Source organism: Pseudomonas fluorescens group sp. PF-1 (assembly GCF_054481335.1).
Genome location: NZ_JBTMNG010000002.1, coordinates 2,960,767 through 2,976,966, shown reverse-complemented (window position 1 = coordinate 2,976,966; position 16,200 = coordinate 2,960,767). Strand labels below are relative to the sequence as shown.

The 16,200-nt window shown below is 62.1% G+C and carries 17 protein-coding genes; 11 read left to right on the top strand and 6 right to left on the bottom strand.

Translation table 11 applies throughout. The features are described from left to right. Window positions 1-61 precede the first annotated feature (61 nt). The 11 genes from copC (at window position 62) to ACX3YD_RS28535 (ending at window position 9,974) form a co-directional block, all read left to right on the top strand. Window positions 62-427, top strand: coding sequence for a copper homeostasis periplasmic binding protein CopC (gene copC / locus ACX3YD_RS28585; protein WP_458961636.1), 366 nt, complete (start codon window positions 62-64; stop codon window positions 425-427). A gap of 3 nt (window positions 428-430) precedes the next feature. Beyond that, entirely contained in the window at window positions 431-1,288 is an 858-nt protein-coding gene (gene copD, locus ACX3YD_RS28580; RefSeq protein WP_458961635.1) for a copper homeostasis membrane protein CopD, read from the top strand. A gap of 50 nt (window positions 1,289-1,338) precedes the next feature. Next, on the top strand, window positions 1,339-1,896 hold the full coding sequence (locus ACX3YD_RS28575) for a hypothetical protein (protein WP_458961634.1): 558 nt from the start codon (window positions 1,339-1,341) through the stop codon (window positions 1,894-1,896). Between the two features lie 27 nt (window positions 1,897-1,923). Next, a complete protein-coding gene (locus ACX3YD_RS28570) occupies window positions 1,924-2,364 on the top strand; it encodes a hypothetical protein (protein WP_458961633.1) in 441 nt (146 codons plus the stop codon). 465 nt (window positions 2,365-2,829) lie between these two features. Further along, on the top strand, window positions 2,830-4,116 hold the full coding sequence (locus ACX3YD_RS28565; protein WP_458961632.1) for an OprD family porin: 1,287 nt from the start codon (window positions 2,830-2,832) through the stop codon (window positions 4,114-4,116). 205 nt (window positions 4,117-4,321) lie between these two features. After that, complete coding sequence (locus ACX3YD_RS28560; RefSeq protein WP_458961631.1) at window positions 4,322-5,146, top strand: NAD-dependent epimerase/dehydratase family protein; 825 nt, start codon at window positions 4,322-4,324, stop codon at window positions 5,144-5,146. Window positions 5,147-5,201: 55 nt separating this feature from the next. After that, window positions 5,202-6,089, top strand: coding sequence for an SMP-30/gluconolactonase/LRE family protein (locus ACX3YD_RS28555; protein ID WP_458961630.1), 888 nt, complete (start codon window positions 5,202-5,204; stop codon window positions 6,087-6,089). A gap of 66 nt (window positions 6,090-6,155) precedes the next feature. Continuing rightward, window positions 6,156-7,139 carry a TRAP transporter substrate-binding protein gene (locus ACX3YD_RS28550; protein WP_458961629.1) on the top strand — a complete coding sequence of 328 codons (984 nt, stop codon included), beginning with the start codon at window positions 6,156-6,158 and terminating at the stop codon, window positions 7,137-7,139. A gap of 79 nt (window positions 7,140-7,218) precedes the next feature. Further along, complete coding sequence (locus tag ACX3YD_RS28545) at window positions 7,219-7,746, top strand: TRAP transporter small permease (RefSeq protein ID WP_103404293.1); 528 nt, start codon at window positions 7,219-7,221, stop codon at window positions 7,744-7,746. Next, window positions 7,747-9,027, top strand: coding sequence for a TRAP transporter large permease (locus ACX3YD_RS28540; protein ID WP_090468847.1), 1,281 nt, complete (start codon window positions 7,747-7,749; stop codon window positions 9,025-9,027). Window positions 9,028-9,104: 77 nt separating this feature from the next. Further along, on the top strand, window positions 9,105-9,974 hold the full coding sequence (locus ACX3YD_RS28535) for an aldose 1-epimerase (protein ID WP_458961628.1): 870 nt from the start codon (window positions 9,105-9,107) through the stop codon (window positions 9,972-9,974). Here ACX3YD_RS28535 and ACX3YD_RS28530 read toward each other — a convergent pair. The 6 genes from ACX3YD_RS28530 to pqqB form a co-directional block, all read right to left on the bottom strand. Continuing rightward, entirely contained in the window at window positions 9,971-11,698 is a 1,728-nt protein-coding gene (locus ACX3YD_RS28530) for a PAS domain-containing hybrid sensor histidine kinase/response regulator (protein WP_103404290.1), read from the bottom strand. The two genes, ACX3YD_RS28535 and ACX3YD_RS28530, sit on opposite strands and share 4 nt — an antisense overlap. After that, window positions 11,682-12,845 (bottom strand): alcohol dehydrogenase-like regulatory protein ErcA, encoded by a 1,164-nt coding sequence (ercA, locus tag ACX3YD_RS28525; protein ID WP_103404289.1) that lies wholly within the window; start codon window positions 12,843-12,845, stop codon window positions 11,682-11,684. The genes ACX3YD_RS28530 and ercA overlap by 17 nt, the downstream gene beginning before the upstream one ends. Window positions 12,846-13,093: 248 nt before the next feature. Next, window positions 13,094-14,236 carry a pyrroloquinoline quinone biosynthesis protein PqqE gene (pqqE, locus tag ACX3YD_RS28520; RefSeq protein ID WP_047528206.1) on the bottom strand — a complete coding sequence of 381 codons (1,143 nt, stop codon included), beginning with the start codon at window positions 14,234-14,236 and terminating at the stop codon, window positions 13,094-13,096. Beyond that, window positions 14,214-14,486 carry a pyrroloquinoline quinone biosynthesis peptide chaperone PqqD gene (gene pqqD, locus ACX3YD_RS28515; RefSeq protein ID WP_047528205.1) on the bottom strand — a complete coding sequence of 91 codons (273 nt, stop codon included), beginning with the start codon at window positions 14,484-14,486 and terminating at the stop codon, window positions 14,214-14,216. The genes pqqE and pqqD overlap by 23 nt, the downstream gene beginning before the upstream one ends. Further along, entirely contained in the window at window positions 14,483-15,235 is a 753-nt protein-coding gene (gene pqqC, locus ACX3YD_RS28510) for a pyrroloquinoline-quinone synthase PqqC (RefSeq protein WP_103404287.1), read from the bottom strand. Before pqqC ends, pqqD begins: the two co-directional genes overlap by 4 nt. A 50-nt stretch (window positions 15,236-15,285) precedes the next feature. After that, complete coding sequence (gene pqqB / locus ACX3YD_RS28505) at window positions 15,286-16,200, bottom strand: pyrroloquinoline quinone biosynthesis protein PqqB (RefSeq protein WP_458961627.1); 915 nt, start codon at window positions 16,198-16,200, stop codon at window positions 15,286-15,288.

Sequence of the window (16,200 nt, the reverse complement as noted above, 5' to 3'; positions counted from 1 at the left end):
CAACAGGCCTCTGGCGGCTAAACTGACGCCCACTTCGCAACGGCCTGACAGGAACCCGACCATGCTGCTCAAAAAAGCCCTCTCCACCGCCGCCCTGCTCGGCTCGCTGCTGGCCGCCTCTGCAGTGTTCGCCCACGCCCATCTGAAAAGTGAGACACCCGCCGCCGACAGCACCGTGAGCGCGCCGACGGAACTGCGCCTGGTGTTTTCCGAAGGCGTTGAAGCGGCCTTCACCAAAGTCACGATCAGCAAGGACGGGGCCACCGTTGCGGTGAAAAACCTGGCCACCGAGGGCAGCGACAAGAAGACCCTGGTGGTCACACCGGCTGCGCCCTTGACACCGGGTGCCTATAAAGTCGAATGGCACGCCGTGTCGGTCGATACCCATAAAAGCGAAGGCGCCTACAGCTTCAAGGTGGGCCAGTAATACATGGCGAGCGCGTTGGTGCTGTGCCGCTTCCTGCATTTCACCGTGGTACTGATGCTGTTCGGTGCCTGGGTATACAAGCCTCTGTTGCTGGGCCGTGAGAGCACCCTGGACCGGACGTTGACACGCATCAGCCGTTGGCTGGCGGCACTGGCGCTGGTCAGCGGCGTCTGTTGGCTGCTGCTGATCACCGCCAGCATGGCCGGCGCCTGGGACGCGGCGCTCGAACCCTCGACCTTGCGCCTGGTGCTGGGCAGCACCTTCTTTGGCCAGGTCTGGAGCTGGCACCTGCTGTTCAACGGATTGCTGCTGGCCTTGATGCTGACGCCGCTGCGCACCCACCTGCCCTTGCGCCTCGCCCTCGGCGCATCGCTGCTGGCGACCCTGGCACCGGTCGGCCACGGCGCCATGCTCGATGGCGTCGAAGGCCGATGGCTGATGCTCAATCAACTGGTGCACCTGGCCTGCGTCGGCATCTGGCTCGGCGGCCTGATGCTGCTGGTGATGATCCTGCGCCGCCCTGCCGGGCATGACATCCGGGCGCTGTTGCAGCGATTCAGTGGCGTCGGTTACATCGTGGTGGCGGGATTGCTGATCACCGGGCTGATCAACGTACGGGTCCTGACCGGCGCCTTCTGGCCGACGCCCTTGCTGTCCGGGTTTGCCCTGATCCTGTTGATCAAGGTCACCCTGATCGCCACGATGCTCGGCCTGGCGTTGTTCAACCGGCTGCGGATCAAGGACTGCGAACAGCGCCTGTCGGCATTGCGTAAAAGCGTGATCGCCGAATGGTTGCTGGGCATTGGCGCGGTGGCGGCGGTGTCGTTGCTGGGCACCATGCCGCCAATGATTGCTGGCTGACAACCCAATCGCCTGTGGGAGCGGGCCTGTCGAATCGTCGCACCGTCGCGATGGACGTCAACGATAACGCGGGCTGTCTGAATACCCGCATTGCCCGCCCGTTTTTCGCGAGCAGGCTCGCTCCTACAGGTTCCACGCAGATCCTTGTGGGAGCGAGCCTGCTCGCGATGGTCGTCAACGATAACGCGGGCTGTCTGGATGCCCACATTGTCCGCGCATTTTTCGCGAGCAGGCTCGCTCCTACAGGTTCCACGCAAATCTTTGTGGGAGCGAGCCTGCTCGCGATGGACGTCAACGATAACGCGGGCTGTCTGGATGCCCGCATTGTCCGCGCGTTTTTCGCGAGCGGGCTCGCTCCTACAGGTTCCACGCAAATCTTTGTGGGAGCGGGCTTGCCCGCGATGGTCGTCAACGATAACGCGGGCTGTCTGGATGCCCGCATTGTCCGCGCGTTTTTCGCGAGCAGGCTCGCTCCTACCGGTGCCACGCAAATCCGTGTAGGAGCGGGCTTGCCCGCGAAGGACGTCAACGATAACGCCGGCTGTCTGAATACCCGTGTTGCCCGGACGTTTTTCGCGAGCAGGCTCGCTCCTACAGGGTCCACGTAGATCCTTGTGGGAGCGGGCCTGCCCGCGATGGTCGTCAACGATAACGCGGGCTGTCTGGATGCCCGCATTGTCCGCGCGTTTTTCGCGAGCGGGCTCGCTCCTACAGGTTCCACGCAAATCTTTGTGGGAGCGGGCTTGCCCGCGATGGTCGTCAACGATAACGCGGGCTGTCTGAATGCCCGCATTGTCCGCGCGTTTTTCGCGAGCGGGCTCGCTCCTACAGGTTCCACGCAAATCTTTGTGGGAGCGGGCTTGCCCGCGATGGTCGTCAACGATAACGCGGGCTGTCTGAATGCCCGTGTTGCCCGGACGTTTTTCGCGAGCAGGCTCGCTCCTACCGGTGCCACGCAAATCTTTGTGGGAGCGGGCTTGCCCGCGATGGACGTCAACGATAACGCGGGCTGTCTGGATGCCCGCATTGTCCGCGCGTTTTTCGCGAGCAGGCTCGCTCCTACAGGGTCCACGTAGATCCTTGTGGGAGCGAGCCTGCTCGCGATGGTCGTCAACGATAACGCGGGCTGTCTGAATGCCCGTGTTGCCCTGGCGTTTTTCGCGAGCAGGCTCGCTCCTACAGGGTCCACGTAGATCCTTGTGGGAGCGGGCTTGCCCGCGATGGTCGTCAACGATAACGCGGGCTGTCTGAATGCCCGTGTTGCCCGGGCGTTTTTCGCGAGCAGGCTCGCTCCTACAGGGTCCACGTAGATCCTTGTGGGAGCGGGCTTGCCCGCGATGGTCGTCAACGATAACGCGGGCTGTCTGAATGCCCGCATTGCCCGACCGTTTTTCGCGAGCAAGCTCTCCCATAAGAATTTGCAGCCAAGGTCATCGTACAACTTCTGATTGACAACACTGAAACGCCACGTAAATAATCGCCCCAATGTTGTACGACGACGTATAACAACCATAAAAACAAAAAAGAAATGGAGCGTTACAGTGAGCAAGCCCGCCCGCAATCCGTCCCCACGTCCACACTTCGCCCGCCGTCATGCCATGAGCCTGATCGGTTGCAGCAGCCTGGCCATCGCCCTGCCCATGGCCAGTCACGCCGAAGGTTTCACCGATGACGCCAAAGCCACGCTGAACCTGCGCAACGCCTACTTCAACCGCAACTACACCAACCCGGCCTACCCTCAGGGCAAGGCTGAGGAGTGGACCCAGAACTTCATCCTCGACGCCAAATCCGGATTCACCCAGGGCACGGTCGGCTTTGGTGTGGACGTGCTGGGCACGTTTTCGCAGAAGCTCGATGGCGGCAAGGGCACCGGTGGTACACAGTTGCTGCCACTGGACCACGACGGGCGCCCGGCCGACAACTTCGGCCGTCTGGGCGTGGCGCTCAAGGGCAAGATCTCGAAGACCGAGGTCAAGGTCGGTGAATGGATGCCGGTGCTGCCGATCCTGCGCTCGGACGACGGCCGCTCCCTGCCGCAAACCTTCCGTGGTGGTCAGGTCACCTCCACCGAAATCAGCGGCTTGACGCTCTACGGCGGGCAATTCCGCCAGAACAGCCCGCGTAACGATGCGAGCATGGAAGACATGTTCATGAACGGTAAAGCGGCGTTCAAGTCGGACCGTTTCAACTTCGGCGGCGGTGAATATGCCTTCAACGACAAACGCACCCAGGTCGGCGTGTGGTACGCGCAACTGAGCGATATCTACCAACAGCAATACTTCAACCTGAGCCACAGCCAACCCATTGGCGACTGGACCCTCGGCGCCAACCTCGGCTACTTCATCGGCAAGGAAGACGGCAGCGCCCTGGCCGGCGACCTCGATAACAAAACCGCGTTCGCCCTGCTCTCGGCCAAGTACGGCGGCAACACTTTCTATGTCGGCCTGCAGAAGCTCACGGGCGACGATGTGTGGATGCGCGTCAACGGCACCAGCGGCGGCACCCTGGCCAACGACAGTTACAACTCCAGCTATGACAATGCCAAGGAAAAATCCTGGCAAGTGCGTCACGACTACAACTTCGTGGCCCTGGGCGTGCCGGGCCTGACCCTGATGAACCGCTACATCAGTGGCGATAACGTGCACACCGGGAGCATCACCGACGGCAAGGAATGGGGCCGTGAATCGGAACTGGCCTACACGGTGCAGAGCGGACCGCTGAAAAACCTCAACGTCAAATGGCGTAACGCGAGCATCCGCAAAAACTTCAGCACCAACGAGTTCGACGAGAACCGCCTCTTCATCAGCTATCCGATTTCGTTGTTGTAAAACGGATCGGCTGATACCGGTCTTGTGGCGAGGGAGCAAGCTCCCTCGCCACAGGTGTAACTTGCCATCGAAAGATGAGCCAACCCTTCGTCAAATTCGCCACAAGACGCGTTGACAAGGAACGGCATGCCTTACGATACTGCCAATAGTCGTACGACAACCTACAACAAATTCAATGACCACCACTGCTTGTCCAGGACGCCCCATGACCACCACTCCCACTGCCCGCGCCCCTTTCAATCGCCTGCTGCTGACCGGTGCCGCCGGTGGCCTGGGCAAGGTCCTTCGCGAAACACTGCGCCCCTACGCCAATGTCATTCGCCTGTCGGACATCGCCGACATCGCGCCAGCCATCGACGACCGTGAAGAAGTCGTGCCGTGCGATCTGGCCGACAAGCAAGCCGTGCATCAACTGGTCGAAGGCGTGGACGCGATCCTGCACTTTGGCGGCGTGTCCACCGAGCGCTCGTTCGAAGAGATCCTCGGTGCCAACATCTGCGGCGTCTTCCACATCTACGAAGCCGCGCGCCGTCATGGCGTCAAGCGCGTGATCTTCGCCAGCTCCAACCACGTGATCGGCTTCTACCAGCAAGACGAAGTCATCGACGCCCACTCCCCTCGTCGCCCGGACAGTTACTACGGCTTGTCCAAGTCCTACGGCGAAGACATGGCCACTTTCTACTTCGATCGCTATGGCATCGAGACCGTCAGCGTGCGCATTGGCTCTTCGTTCCCGGAACCGCAAAACCGCCGGATGATGAGCACCTGGCTGAGCTTCGGCGACCTGACCCAACTGCTCGAACGGGCGTTGTACACGCCGAATGTCGGTCACACCGTGGTCTATGGCGCGTCCGACAACAAGGACGTCTGGTGGGACAACCGTTACGCCACGGTCCTGGGCTATGCGCCGAACGACAGCTCCGAAGTGTTCCGCGAAAAGGTCGAAGCCCAACCGATGCCAGCGGCTGATGATCCGACGCGGATCTACCAGGGCGGCGCCTTCTGCGTGGCCGGCCCGTTCGGCGACTGAACCGCCAGTGTTTACCGCGTGATCCCCACAACAAAAACCAAGGGAATGAGTGGCCATGCCAGCTGAATTGATTGTCGATGCCCGCAACGCCGTGGGTGAATGCCCGGTGTGGGTCGGTGAAGAAAACGCCCTGTACTGGGTCGATATCCCGGCCGGCGGCCTGCAGCGCTGGAGTGCCGGCACCGGCCAGGTGTCGGCGTGGAAAACCCCGGAAATGCTCGCGTGCATTGCCCGTCACGCTGACGGCAGCTGGGTCGCCGGCATGGAGAGCGGCTTCTTCCAGCTGCGCCCGCACAACGACGGCAGCCTCGACAGCGAGCCCCTGGCCGGCATCGATCACAACCGCCCCGACATGCGCCTCAACGATGGTCGCTGTGACCGTCAGGGGCGTTTCTGGGCCGGCAGCATGGTGCTCGACATGGGCGCCAACGCCGCCGAGGGCCGACTCTACCGCTACAGCGCCGGACAACGCAGCCCACTCGATGCCCAGTTGAACGGCTTCATCGTGCCCAACGGCCTGGGCTTCAGTCCGGACGGTCGCACGATGTACCTGTCCGACTCCCATCCCGCCGTCCAGCAGATCTGGGCCTTCGACTACGACATCGACAGCGGCACGCCGAGCAATCGCCGGCTGTTTGTCGACATGAATCACTACGCCGGGCGCCCCGATGGTGCTGCGGTCGATGCCGAGGGTGGCTACTGGATCTGTGCCAACGACGCCGGCTTGATTCACCGCTTTACCCCGGATGGGCGCCTGGACCGTTCCCTGGCCGTACCGGTGAAAAAACCGAGCATGTGTGCCTTCGGTGGCAGCCGACTGGACACCTTGTTCGTCACTTCGATCCGCCCCGCAGACGACCACGACGATCAGTCACTGGCCGGCGGCGTGTTCGCCCTCAACCCCGGCGTAAAGGGTTTGCCGGAGCCACTTTTCAACGTCTGACCGCAACCGCTCGTGCTGCAACGCTGTGCCTTGAACACAAAAACAATAAAACAGGAGACACCCCCAATGGACTTCAAACGCACCTTGCTCGCCGCTGCACTCCCCTTCACCGCAGCCCTCACCTTCTCCCTCAGCAGCGCCGCCCATGCGCTGGAAATCAAATTTGCCGACGTTCACCCCGCCGGCTACCCGACCGTAGTGGCCGAGGAACAACTGGGTAAAACCCTGGTGGCCGACAGCGACGGCAAACTGACCTTCAAGATGTTTGCCGGTGGTGTGCTCGGCTCGGAAAAGGAAGTGATCGAACAAGCCCAGGTCGGCGCCATCCAGATGGCCCGGGTCAGCCTCGGCATCGTCGGGCCGGTGGTGCCGGACGTGAACGTGTTCAACATGCCGTTCGTGTTCCGCGACCAGGCGCACATGCGCAAGGTCATCGATGGCGAAGTCGGCGACGCGATCCTCGCCAAAATCACCGACTCCGAGTTCGGCCTGGTCGCCCTGGCCTGGATGGACGGCGGCACGCGCAACCTCTACACCAAGAAACCGGTGCGCAGCCTGGAAGACCTCAAGGGCATGAAGATCCGCGTGCAAGGCAACCCGATGTTCATCGAAACCATCAATGCCATGGGCGGTAACGGCATTGCCATGGACACCGGTGAAATCTTCAGTGCGTTGCAGACCGGGGTGATCGACGGCGCGGAAAACAACCCGCCGACCCTGCTCGAACACAACCACTACCAGAACGCCAGGTTCTACAGCCTGACCGGGCACCTGATCCTGCCAGAACCGATCGTGATGTCGAAAATCACCTGGGAAAAACTGACGCCCGAGCAACAGGTACTGGTGAAGAAAACCGCCAAGGCCGCGCAGGCACAGGAACGCGTCCTGTGGGACGCCAAGTCGGCCAGCAGCGAAGAGAAACTCAAGGCGGCGGGCGTCGAGTTCATCACCGTCGACAAGAAACCTTTCTATGAGGCCACCGCCTCGATCCGCGAGAAATACGGCGCGCCCTATGCCGACCTGATCAAGCGAATCGAAGCCGTTCAGTAATCCCTCCCTGCATTCAAGAAAGGCCCGGCGTCACTGACAGGGGTGTCTGTCAGTGCGCGCCCGGTTACGGTGAAACCCGATGAAGAATCTACTGCTGCGCATCAACGACAGGATTTACATGACCTGTATCTGGGTCGCGGGCCTGTCCGTGCTGGCCATCGCCCTGATCATTCCCTGGGGCGTCTTCGCCCGCTACGTCCTTGGCACCGGTTCCAGTTGGCCGGAGCCCAGCGCAATCCTGTTGATGATGGTCTTCACCTTCATTGGCGCCGCCGCCAGCTATCGTTCCGGTTCGCACATGGCCGTGGCGATGCTCACTGATCGCCTGCCACCAAACCTGCGCAAAGCCATGAGCGTGTTTGCGCAATTGCTGATGGCGTCCATCAGCCTGTTCATGGCGATCTGGGGGACCAAGCTGTGCCTGTCGACCTGGAACCAATTCATGAGCGCCCTGCCGACCCTGCGTGTCGGCATCACTTACATGCCGATCCCGATTGGCGGTGTGCTGACGTTGGTCTTTGTGCTGGAAAAACTCCTGCTCGGTGACCAGAGCAACCGGCGGGTCGTGCGCTTCGACCTGGTTGAAGAAAACGAAGGGGCTGCCTGAATGGACGCATTGATTCTGCTGGGCAGCTTTATCGCCTTGATCCTGATCGGCATGCCGGTGGCCTATGCCCTGGGGCTTTCGGCCCTGATCGGCGCATGGTGGATCGATATTCCGTTCCAGGCCTTGATGATTCAGGTCGCCGGCGGCGTGAACAAATTCTCCCTGCTGGCGATTCCGTTCTTCGTCCTGGCGGGCGCGATCATGGCCGAGGGCGGCATGTCCCGGCGGCTGGTGGCGTTTGCCGGGGTGCTGGTGGGATTTGTCCGTGGCGGTCTGTCGCTGGTCAACATCATGGCCTCGACCTTCTTCGGCGCGATCTCCGGTTCATCGGTAGCCGACACCGCCTCGGTCGGCTCGGTGCTGATTCCCGAAATGGAACGTCGCGGTTATCCACGGGAGTTCGCCACGGCGGTCACCGTCAGCGGCTCGGTGCAAGCCCTGCTGACCCCGCCAAGCCACAACTCGGTGCTCTATTCGCTGGCCGCGGGCGGCACCGTGTCGATTGCCTCGCTGTTCATGGCCGGCGTGGTGCCCGGCCTGCTGATGAGCGCGTGCCTGATGGTGCTGTGCCTGATCTTCGCCAAGAAGCGTGATTACCCCAAGGGCGAAGTCATCCCGATGCGCGAAGCGCTGAAGATCTGCGGTGAAGCGCTGTGGGGCCTGATGGCCATGGTGATCATCCTGGGCGGCATTCTGTCGGGGATTTTCACCGCCACCGAGTCGGCGGCGATTGCGGTGCTGTGGTCATTCTTCGTGACCATGTTCATCTACCGCGACTACAAATGGAGTGAACTGCCTAAACTGATGCACCGCACGGTGCGGACGATTTCGATCGTGATGATCCTGATCGGATTCGCCGCCAGCTTCGGCTACATCATGACGCTGATGCAGATCCCGGCGAAGATCACCACGATGTTCCTCACGCTCTCGGACAACCGTTACGTGATCCTGATGTGCATCAACGTCATGCTGCTGTTGCTCGGCACGGTGATGGACATGGCGCCGCTGATCCTGATCCTCACGCCGATCCTGATGCCGGTGATCCTCGGCATTGGCGTGGACCCGGTGCAGTTCGGCATGATCATGCTGGTCAACCTGGGCATCGGCTTGATCACACCGCCCGTAGGCGCGGTACTCTTTGTGGGCTCTGCCGTGGGCAAGGTCAGTATCGAATCAACCGTCAAAGCCCTGTTACCGTTCTACGGCGTGCTGTTTCTGGTGCTGATCGCCGTGACTTACATTCCCGCGCTGTCACTGTGGTTGCCGCATCTGGTGTTGTAACCAAGACTCGCAAAGCACTTTGTGGCGAGGGAGCCTGCTCCCTCGCCACAACAGCTCATCAACCAGCAGAGAAGGCCATGACGTCAGCCACCCTCGAACTCGAAGACGGATTCACCCGCCTCACCCTCGCCCCTGAACTGGGCGGGAGCATCGTCAACTGGACCGTACGCGATAGCGGCCAGCCCTTGTTGCGCCATACCGACGCCCACGCGCTGAACATCGGCCTGCCCGGCAAACTCGCCTGTTTTCCGTTGGCGCCCTGGTCAAACCGCATCGCCGAGGGCGGCTTCGATTGCCCCGATGGCTGGCAGTCGCTGACACCCAACAGCCTCACCGATCCCCTGCCGATTCATGGCAGTGCGTGGCAGCAGGCGTGGCAAGTGGTGTCCCGGACGGCGGATGAAGCGGTCCTGCAACTCGACAGCAGCACGCCCTTCGCCTATCGCGCGCGTCAGCGTTTTCATTTGAGCGAAGGCAAGCTGAGCATCGAATTGAGCGTCACCCACCTGGCCGAACGCGCGATCTGGCATGGCCTGGGATTGCACCCGTACTTGCCGCGAACCGCGAACACCCGATTGCAGGCGACAGCGCGCCAGGTGTGGTTTTGCGACGCGTCAAAATTGCCGACACAGCTTGGCGAACTGCCTGCCGAATGGGATTTCCAGCACCTCGGGCCGTTGCCGGAAACGCTGGTCGACAATGGCTTCTGCGAATGGGACGGCCATTGCCTGATTCAGCAACCGGACCTGGGCTATGAACTGGAGTGCCAGGCCAGCGGCAGCGATTACTACCTGCTCTATTGCCCGCCAGGCCTGGATTTTTTCTGCATCGAACCGGTCAGCCACCCGGTCAACGCCCATCACTTGCCCGGTCGGCCGGGGTTGCGTTTACTCGAACAGGGGCAGTCCACCTCACTCGGTTTCACCCTGCACTATCGAGCGCTCTAACCCAGCAGTTGACTCAACACCGCACGCAGCTTGCCGGGCTTGACCGGTTTGTTGAGCAACGGCGCGTCGAGGCGTTGCAACGCACGCCGACACTGATCGGTGCGGTCGGCGGTGATGATCACGGCGGGGATGGTCTGATGAAAATGTTCGCGCAGATGCCGGACCACATCACAACCGACCACCGCGTGATCGAGGTGATAGTCCGCCAGGATCAATTCCGGAGCCTGCCCGCGCAAGGCATCGATCGCCGAGGCTTCGTCGGTGGCGGTGACCACTTCGCAGCCCCACTGCCCGAGCAACGCGCTCATGCTTTGCAGAATGCTCACTTCATTGTCCAGCACCAGCAAACGCCGGCCCGGCAGCGGATTGCCGGTCCCGGCCTGCGGCGCGGCCAGGCTGACGGGCAACGGCATCTCGGCGCAAATCGGCACATCGATGCTGAACATCGAGCCGCGCCCCGGCAGCGAATGCACGCCGATTTTGTAGCCGAGGATCTTGGCGATGCGCTCGACGATGGCCAGCCCCAGGCCCACCCCCTTGCGGTCGGCGGCGCGGCCGACGTCCAACTGGTTGAACTCGAGGAAAATCGAATCGAGCCGATCCGCAGCGATGCCGCGCCCGGTGTCCCAGACTTCCAGGCGCAGCATCTCACCCCGGCGCCTGGCCCCCAGCAGGATGCAGCCTTCGTCGGTATAGCGGCAGGCATTGCTGAGGAAATTGCGCAGGATCCGTGTCATCAGGCGCAAGTCGGTACTGATGGCGTAATGGCCCATGTGCACACGCAGATTCAACCCCGCCGCCTCGGCAACCGACTGAAATTCCGACACCAGCGGCCCGAGCAGTTCGTCGAGGCGGTAGACGGCGACGTCGGGCTTGACCGCCGACTGATCGAGCCTGGAAATGTCGAGCAAGTCGGTCAGCAGGTCTTCGGCGCCTTCCAGTGCCTGGTGGGTGCGTTCGACCAGCACCTGCTCGACCTCCGGCAGCTTGCGCTCGCGCAGGGTCGAGATCAGCAAGCGCGCAGCGTTCAAGGGTTGCAGCAAATCGTGACTGGCGGCGGCGAGGTACTTGTCCTTGCTGCGATTGGCCGCCTCGGCGGCATCACGGGCATCGCGCAAGGCCTGGGCGATCTGCTGACGCTGGGTGATCTGCTGCTGCAGGTTGCGGTTGGCTTCCAGCAGTTCATCGGTGCGCGCAGTGACCCGTTGTTCCAGTTCGTCGTTGAGTTGTTGCAGGCGCTGCTGGGCCAGTTTGCGTTCGGTGATGTCGGCGACAAAACCTTCCACCAGCCCTTCCTGATCGGGTTTGAGCAGCAAGTTCATGAGCACATCGAGGTGGCTGCCGTCCTTGCGCCGTAAACGGGTTTCGTAACCGTGCAGGCTGCGTTGCTGCCTGAGGGTTTCACCGATGCTTTGCAGCTCCGCCACGCCACCGGAAAACAGGTGGCTGGCCAGATCGGTCAGGGAAAACAGCACTTCCTGCGGGTCCTGATAACCGAGCATGCGCGCCAGCGCCGGGTTGGCCGCGCGCATGCCGTCTTGCAGGCTGGCCTGGAAAATCCCGTGGACCGCGTTTTCGAACAGCCATTTGTAGCGGTTGCGCTCGGCTTCCAGCTCGTCCAGGCGCGCGGCCAGCTCGGGGTAATGGCTCTTGCGCGCCGAATGGCTGCCTAACCCCAGCAGCCCGGCCAGCGCCCGTTGTTGCTCGTCAGAGGGCTTCGCCATACACGACCTCGACATCACGCTGACTGGACTCGCGCGGGTTGGTCAGGATGCACGGATCGTCCATCGCGTGTTGCGACAGGAACGGAATGTCCGCAGTACTGACCCCGTGCAACCCGAGGGTTTCGTGGAAACCGATGGCGTGTTTGAGCGCGATCAGGTGTTCCACCAGTCGCCCGCAGATCTGCCGGTGATTGAGGCCACGGCAGTCGATGCCGAAGGTCTCGGCAATCACCTTGAAGCGTTCCGGCGCCGAGCTGTAGTTGAAGGCGACGACGTGCTCCACCAGCACCGCGTTGCACAAGCCGTGGGGCAGGTCGAGAAAGCCGCCCAGGCTGTGGGACATGGCATGCACCGCGCCCAGGATCGCATTGGAGAAGGCCAGCCCGGCCTGCATGCTGCCCAGCATGATTTTCTCGCGCAGCGCGATGTCCGTCGGGTTGGCGATCATTTGCACCAGGTTGCCATTGATCAGGCGCATGGCTTCCAGCGCATGGGGATCGGTCAACGGCCCGTTCCCGGTGGACACGAAGGCTTCGATGGCATGCACCAGCGCGTCGATGCCGGTACAGGCCGACAGGAACGGGTCCATGCTCAGGGTGGTTTCCGGGTCGATCAGCGAAACGTCGGGCACCACGGCCTTGCTGACGATGGAGAACTTCATGCGCTCCTGCTGGTTGGAAATGATCACGAATTGCGAAACATCCGCCGAGGTGCCGGCAGTGGTCGGGATCAGGATCAGCGGCGGGCTGGGCACGCGGATGGTGTCCACGCCCTCGAACTCGAGAATGCTGCGACCGTGGGCGACGACAATGCCGATGCCTTTGCCGCAGTCCATCGGGCTGCCACCGCCGACGGCGACGATCACATCGCAGTGATTTTCCCGGTACATCTCGGCTCCGAGCATCACTTCTTCGACACGCGGGTTGGGCGACACCGCGCTGTACAGGCAGTATTCGATGCCCAGGGCTTGCAGGCTGGCCTCGACATCGGCCACCCAACCGGCGGCAATCACCCCGGGATCGCTGACCACCAGGACCTTGCGGGCGCCAAAGGTCTTGGCATAGTTGCCGACGTTGTGCCGGCAACCGGCACCAAAGATGATTTCAGGCGAAACGAATTTACGCAGCTGGCTGAGACTCTGGCTCATTGGAAAGCCTGTTTTTTATTGTTTTGAAAGGTAGCGCTCACACTAAAGCATCCAGCTGCGAATGCAATCAGACCAAAGGCCGGATTCACTGCAGATCCTGAAGCGGGTTGGGTGTGTACCTGGATTGTCGCGTCAACCAATGCCCCCTGTAGGAGCGAGCCTGCTCGCGATGGAGTGTCAGTCGCCGCGCCTTTTACTGATACACCATCGCGAGCAGGCTCGCTCCTACAGGGGATGTGTGAGTTCAATCAGCCGCGGTAGATCAGCCGCGACGCTTTTTCGTTGCGCAACGTCAGGTGTTCCATGCCCAGCCCCGGCGCTTCGGCCTCCTCCCGCGCCTTGAGGATGACCCCGTGATGGGGCGACTTGCTGCACACCGGGTCGGCATTGGCGGCGTCGCCGGTGAGCATGAAGGCCTGACAACGACAACCGCCCAGGTCCTTGTGCTTCTCGTCGCAGGAGCGGCACGGCTCTTTCATCCAGTCATCGCCGCGAAAACGATTGAAGCCGAACGAGTGGTTCCAAATGTGCTCGATGCTGTGTTCGCGCACGTTGGGAAACGGCACCGGCAACTGCCGGGCACTGTGACAAGGCAAGGCCGTGCCGTCCGGGGTGATGTCGAGAAACAGGTTGGCCCAGCCGTTCATGCAGGTCTTGGGCCGCTCTTCGTAATAGTCCGGGGTGACGAAGATCAACTTGCACGGGTGCCCCTGGGCCTCGAGACGTTCGCGATACTCGTTGGTGATGCGCTCGGCTCGCTGCAGTTGCTCGCGCGTCGGCAACAGCCCGACGCGGTTGAGCTCGGCCCAGCCATAGAACTGGCACGTGGCCAATTCGACGAAATCCGCTTCCAGCTCCAGGCACAGGTCAATGATCTGTTCGATGCGGTCGATGTTGTGCCGATGGGTGACGAAGTTCAGCACCATCGGATAGCCCTGGGCTTTTACCGCCCGGGCCATCGCCAGTTTCTGCGCGAAGGCCTTGCGCGAACCGGCGAGCAGGTTGTTCACCGCTTCGTCGGCGGCCTGGAAGCTGATCTGGATGTGATCGAGCCCGGCAACCTTGAAGTCACGCACTTTCTGTTCGGTCAGGCCGATGCCCGAGGTGATCAGGTTGGTGTAGTACCCCATGTCCCGGGCGGCCTTGATCAGCTCGGCCAGGTCCTGGCGAACCAATGGCTCACCACCGGAAAAACCCAATTGCGCGGCGCCCATTTCCCGCGCCTCGCGGAACACCCGAATCCATTCTTCGGTGCTCAACTCTTCGCCCTGCCCGGCGAAGTCCAGAGGATTGGAACAATAAGGGCATTGCAAGGGACAGCGATACGTCAGCTCCGCCAGCAGCCACAGCGGCGGCCCCGGTAGCGCGTCACTCGATCCAGAACTGCGCATGGGCCACCTCCAGAAACGCCAACACATCCTCGTCGATCCCCGGCACACCGGGGAAACTCGCGGTCAATTGATCGATGATCGCAGCCACGCTGCGCTGCCCGTCCAGCCGTTCAAGGATCTGCCCGGCGCTGGCGTTGAGCTTGATCATGCCTTCGGGGTACAGCAGCACGTGGCAGTCCTGGCGGGGTTCCCATTGCAGGCGAAACCCCCGGCGCAACGACAGGGCCTGGTCGCGACGGATCGGGCTCACAGGGCGATCCCCCGGTGCCAGACGTTGTCGCGGGTCACGGTGTGGTACGGCGGGCGCTCCAGTTCATAGGCCATGCTCATGGCATCGAGCATGCTCCACAGCACGTCGAGCTTGAACTGGAGGATGTCCAGCATGCGCCGCTGCGCCTCGGCGGTGGTGTAATACGCCAGGGTGATGCGCAAACCGTGCTCGACATCGCGTCGGGCCTGGCTCAACCGGGTGCGGAAATAGTCATAGCCGGCGACATCGATCCACGGGTAATGGGTTGGCCAGGCATCGAGCCGCGATTGATGGATCTGTGGCGCGAACAGCTCGGTCAGCGAGCTGCTGGCCGCTTCCTGCCAGCAGGCACGACGGGCAAAATTGACGTAGGCGTCCACGGCAAACCGCACACCGGGCAACACCAGTTCCTGGGACAAAATCCGTTCACGCTCAAGCCCCACCGCCTCGCCCAGACGCAACCAGGCCTCGATGCCACCCTCGCTGCCGGGTGCGCCGTCATGATCGATGATGCGTTGCAGCCATTCCCGGCGCACGTCGCGGTCCGGGCAGTTGGCCAGGATTGCGGCATCCTTCAACGGGATGTTCACCTGGTAGTAAAAGCGATTGGCGACCCAGCCCTGGATCTGCTCACGCGTGGCGCGCCCGGCGTACATGGCTTGGTGGAACGGGTGATGGATATGGTAGTAGGCGCCTTTGGCACGCAGGGCTTGTTCGAATTCGGTGGGGGTCATTGCTGCATCGGTCATTGCGGTTACTCCTGGAAGCCCTGCGGTGTCTGGTCTGGCCTCATCGTCGGCTACAGCTCAATGCTCATGCCGTCATACGCCACTTCGACGCCCCGCCGCTCCAGCAGCGCCCGTTCGGCCGAGTCTTCATCGAGGATCGGATTGGTGTTATTGATGTGAATCAGCACCTTGCGCTGACGGGGGAAGCCTTCCAGCACTTCGAGCATGCCGCCGGCCCCGCTTTGCGACAGATGCCCCATGTCGCTGCCCAGGCTCTGGCCGACTTCGCACACGCGCATTTCATCGTCGCGCCACAGGGTGCCGTCCACCATCAGGCAATCGGCGCGCTGCATCCAGCCCAGCACCTCTTCGTCGATTTGCCCCAGGCCTGGCGCGTAGAACAGCGACGCACCGCTGCGCAGGTCTTCAATGAACAGGCCGATGGTGTCGCCTGGCTGCGGGTTGCCGCGATTGGGTGAATACGGTGGCGCGTTGCTCACCAGGGGAATCGCCCGGAACTGCAAATGCGCGCAGGCCGGGATGCTGAATGGCTGGCGATCCAGGCCAAGGGGTTGCCAGTGCAACCCGCCGTTCCAATGGGCAAGCATGTTGAACAACGGGAAACCCGTGCTCAGGTCCTGATGAACCCGTTCGGTGCACCAGACGTCCTGCGGGCAGCCTTCACGCAGGCTCAGCAGGCCGGTGCAATGGTCGATCTGGCTGTCCATCAGCACCACGCCGGCAATGGCGGTGTCGCGCAGGCGACGGGCCGGTTGCAACGGCGCGAAACTCTCGAGTTGCGCACGGATGTCCGGTGAAGCATTGCACAGCACCCACGCCACGCCGTCGTCGCTCAGGGCAATCGATGACTGGGTGCGCCGTTGTGCGCGCAGGCTGCCATTGCGCATACCGGCGCATTGCCGGCAGTTGCAGTTCCATTGCGGAAAGCCACCACCGGCGGCGGAACCGAGAACGCGGATGTGCAT

Bases quoted from the DNA above. Each gene is read 5' to 3' on its own strand.
- ACX3YD_RS28575 (WP_458961634.1), top strand. From the start codon at position 1,339: ATGGACGTCAACGATAACGCGGGCTGTCTGAATACCCGCATTGCCCGC.
- ACX3YD_RS28570 (WP_458961633.1), top strand. From the start codon at position 1,924: ATGGTCGTCAACGATAACGCGGGCTGTCTGGATGCCCGCATTGTCCGC.
- pqqE (WP_047528206.1), bottom strand. From the start codon at position 14,236: ATGCGCAGTTCTGGATCGAGTGACGCGCTACCGGGGCCGCCGCTGTGG.
- ACX3YD_RS28555 (WP_458961630.1), top strand. From the start codon at position 5,202: ATGCCAGCTGAATTGATTGTCGATGCCCGCAACGCCGTGGGTGAATGC.
- pqqC (WP_103404287.1), bottom strand. From the start codon at position 15,235: ATGACCGATGCAGCAATGACCCCCACCGAATTCGAACAAGCCCTGCGT.
- ACX3YD_RS28535 (WP_458961628.1), top strand. From the start codon at position 9,105: ATGACGTCAGCCACCCTCGAACTCGAAGACGGATTCACCCGCCTCACC.
- ACX3YD_RS28560 (WP_458961631.1), top strand. From the start codon at position 4,322: ATGACCACCACTCCCACTGCCCGCGCCCCTTTCAATCGCCTGCTGCTG.
- ACX3YD_RS28550 (WP_458961629.1), top strand. From the start codon at position 6,156: ATGGACTTCAAACGCACCTTGCTCGCCGCTGCACTCCCCTTCACCGCA.
- ACX3YD_RS28545 (WP_103404293.1), top strand. From the start codon at position 7,219: ATGAAGAATCTACTGCTGCGCATCAACGACAGGATTTACATGACCTGT.
- pqqB (WP_458961627.1), bottom strand. From the start codon at position 16,200: ATGCACATCCGCGTTCTCGGTTCCGCCGCCGGTGGTGGCTTTCCGCAA.
- copC (WP_458961636.1), top strand. From the start codon at position 62: ATGCTGCTCAAAAAAGCCCTCTCCACCGCCGCCCTGCTCGGCTCGCTG.
- ACX3YD_RS28540 (WP_090468847.1), top strand. From the start codon at position 7,747: ATGGACGCATTGATTCTGCTGGGCAGCTTTATCGCCTTGATCCTGATC.
- ercA (WP_103404289.1), bottom strand. From the start codon at position 12,845: ATGAGCCAGAGTCTCAGCCAGCTGCGTAAATTCGTTTCGCCTGAAATC.
- copD (WP_458961635.1), top strand. From the start codon at position 431: ATGGCGAGCGCGTTGGTGCTGTGCCGCTTCCTGCATTTCACCGTGGTA.
- ACX3YD_RS28530 (WP_103404290.1), bottom strand. From the start codon at position 11,698: ATGGCGAAGCCCTCTGACGAGCAACAACGGGCGCTGGCCGGGCTGCTG.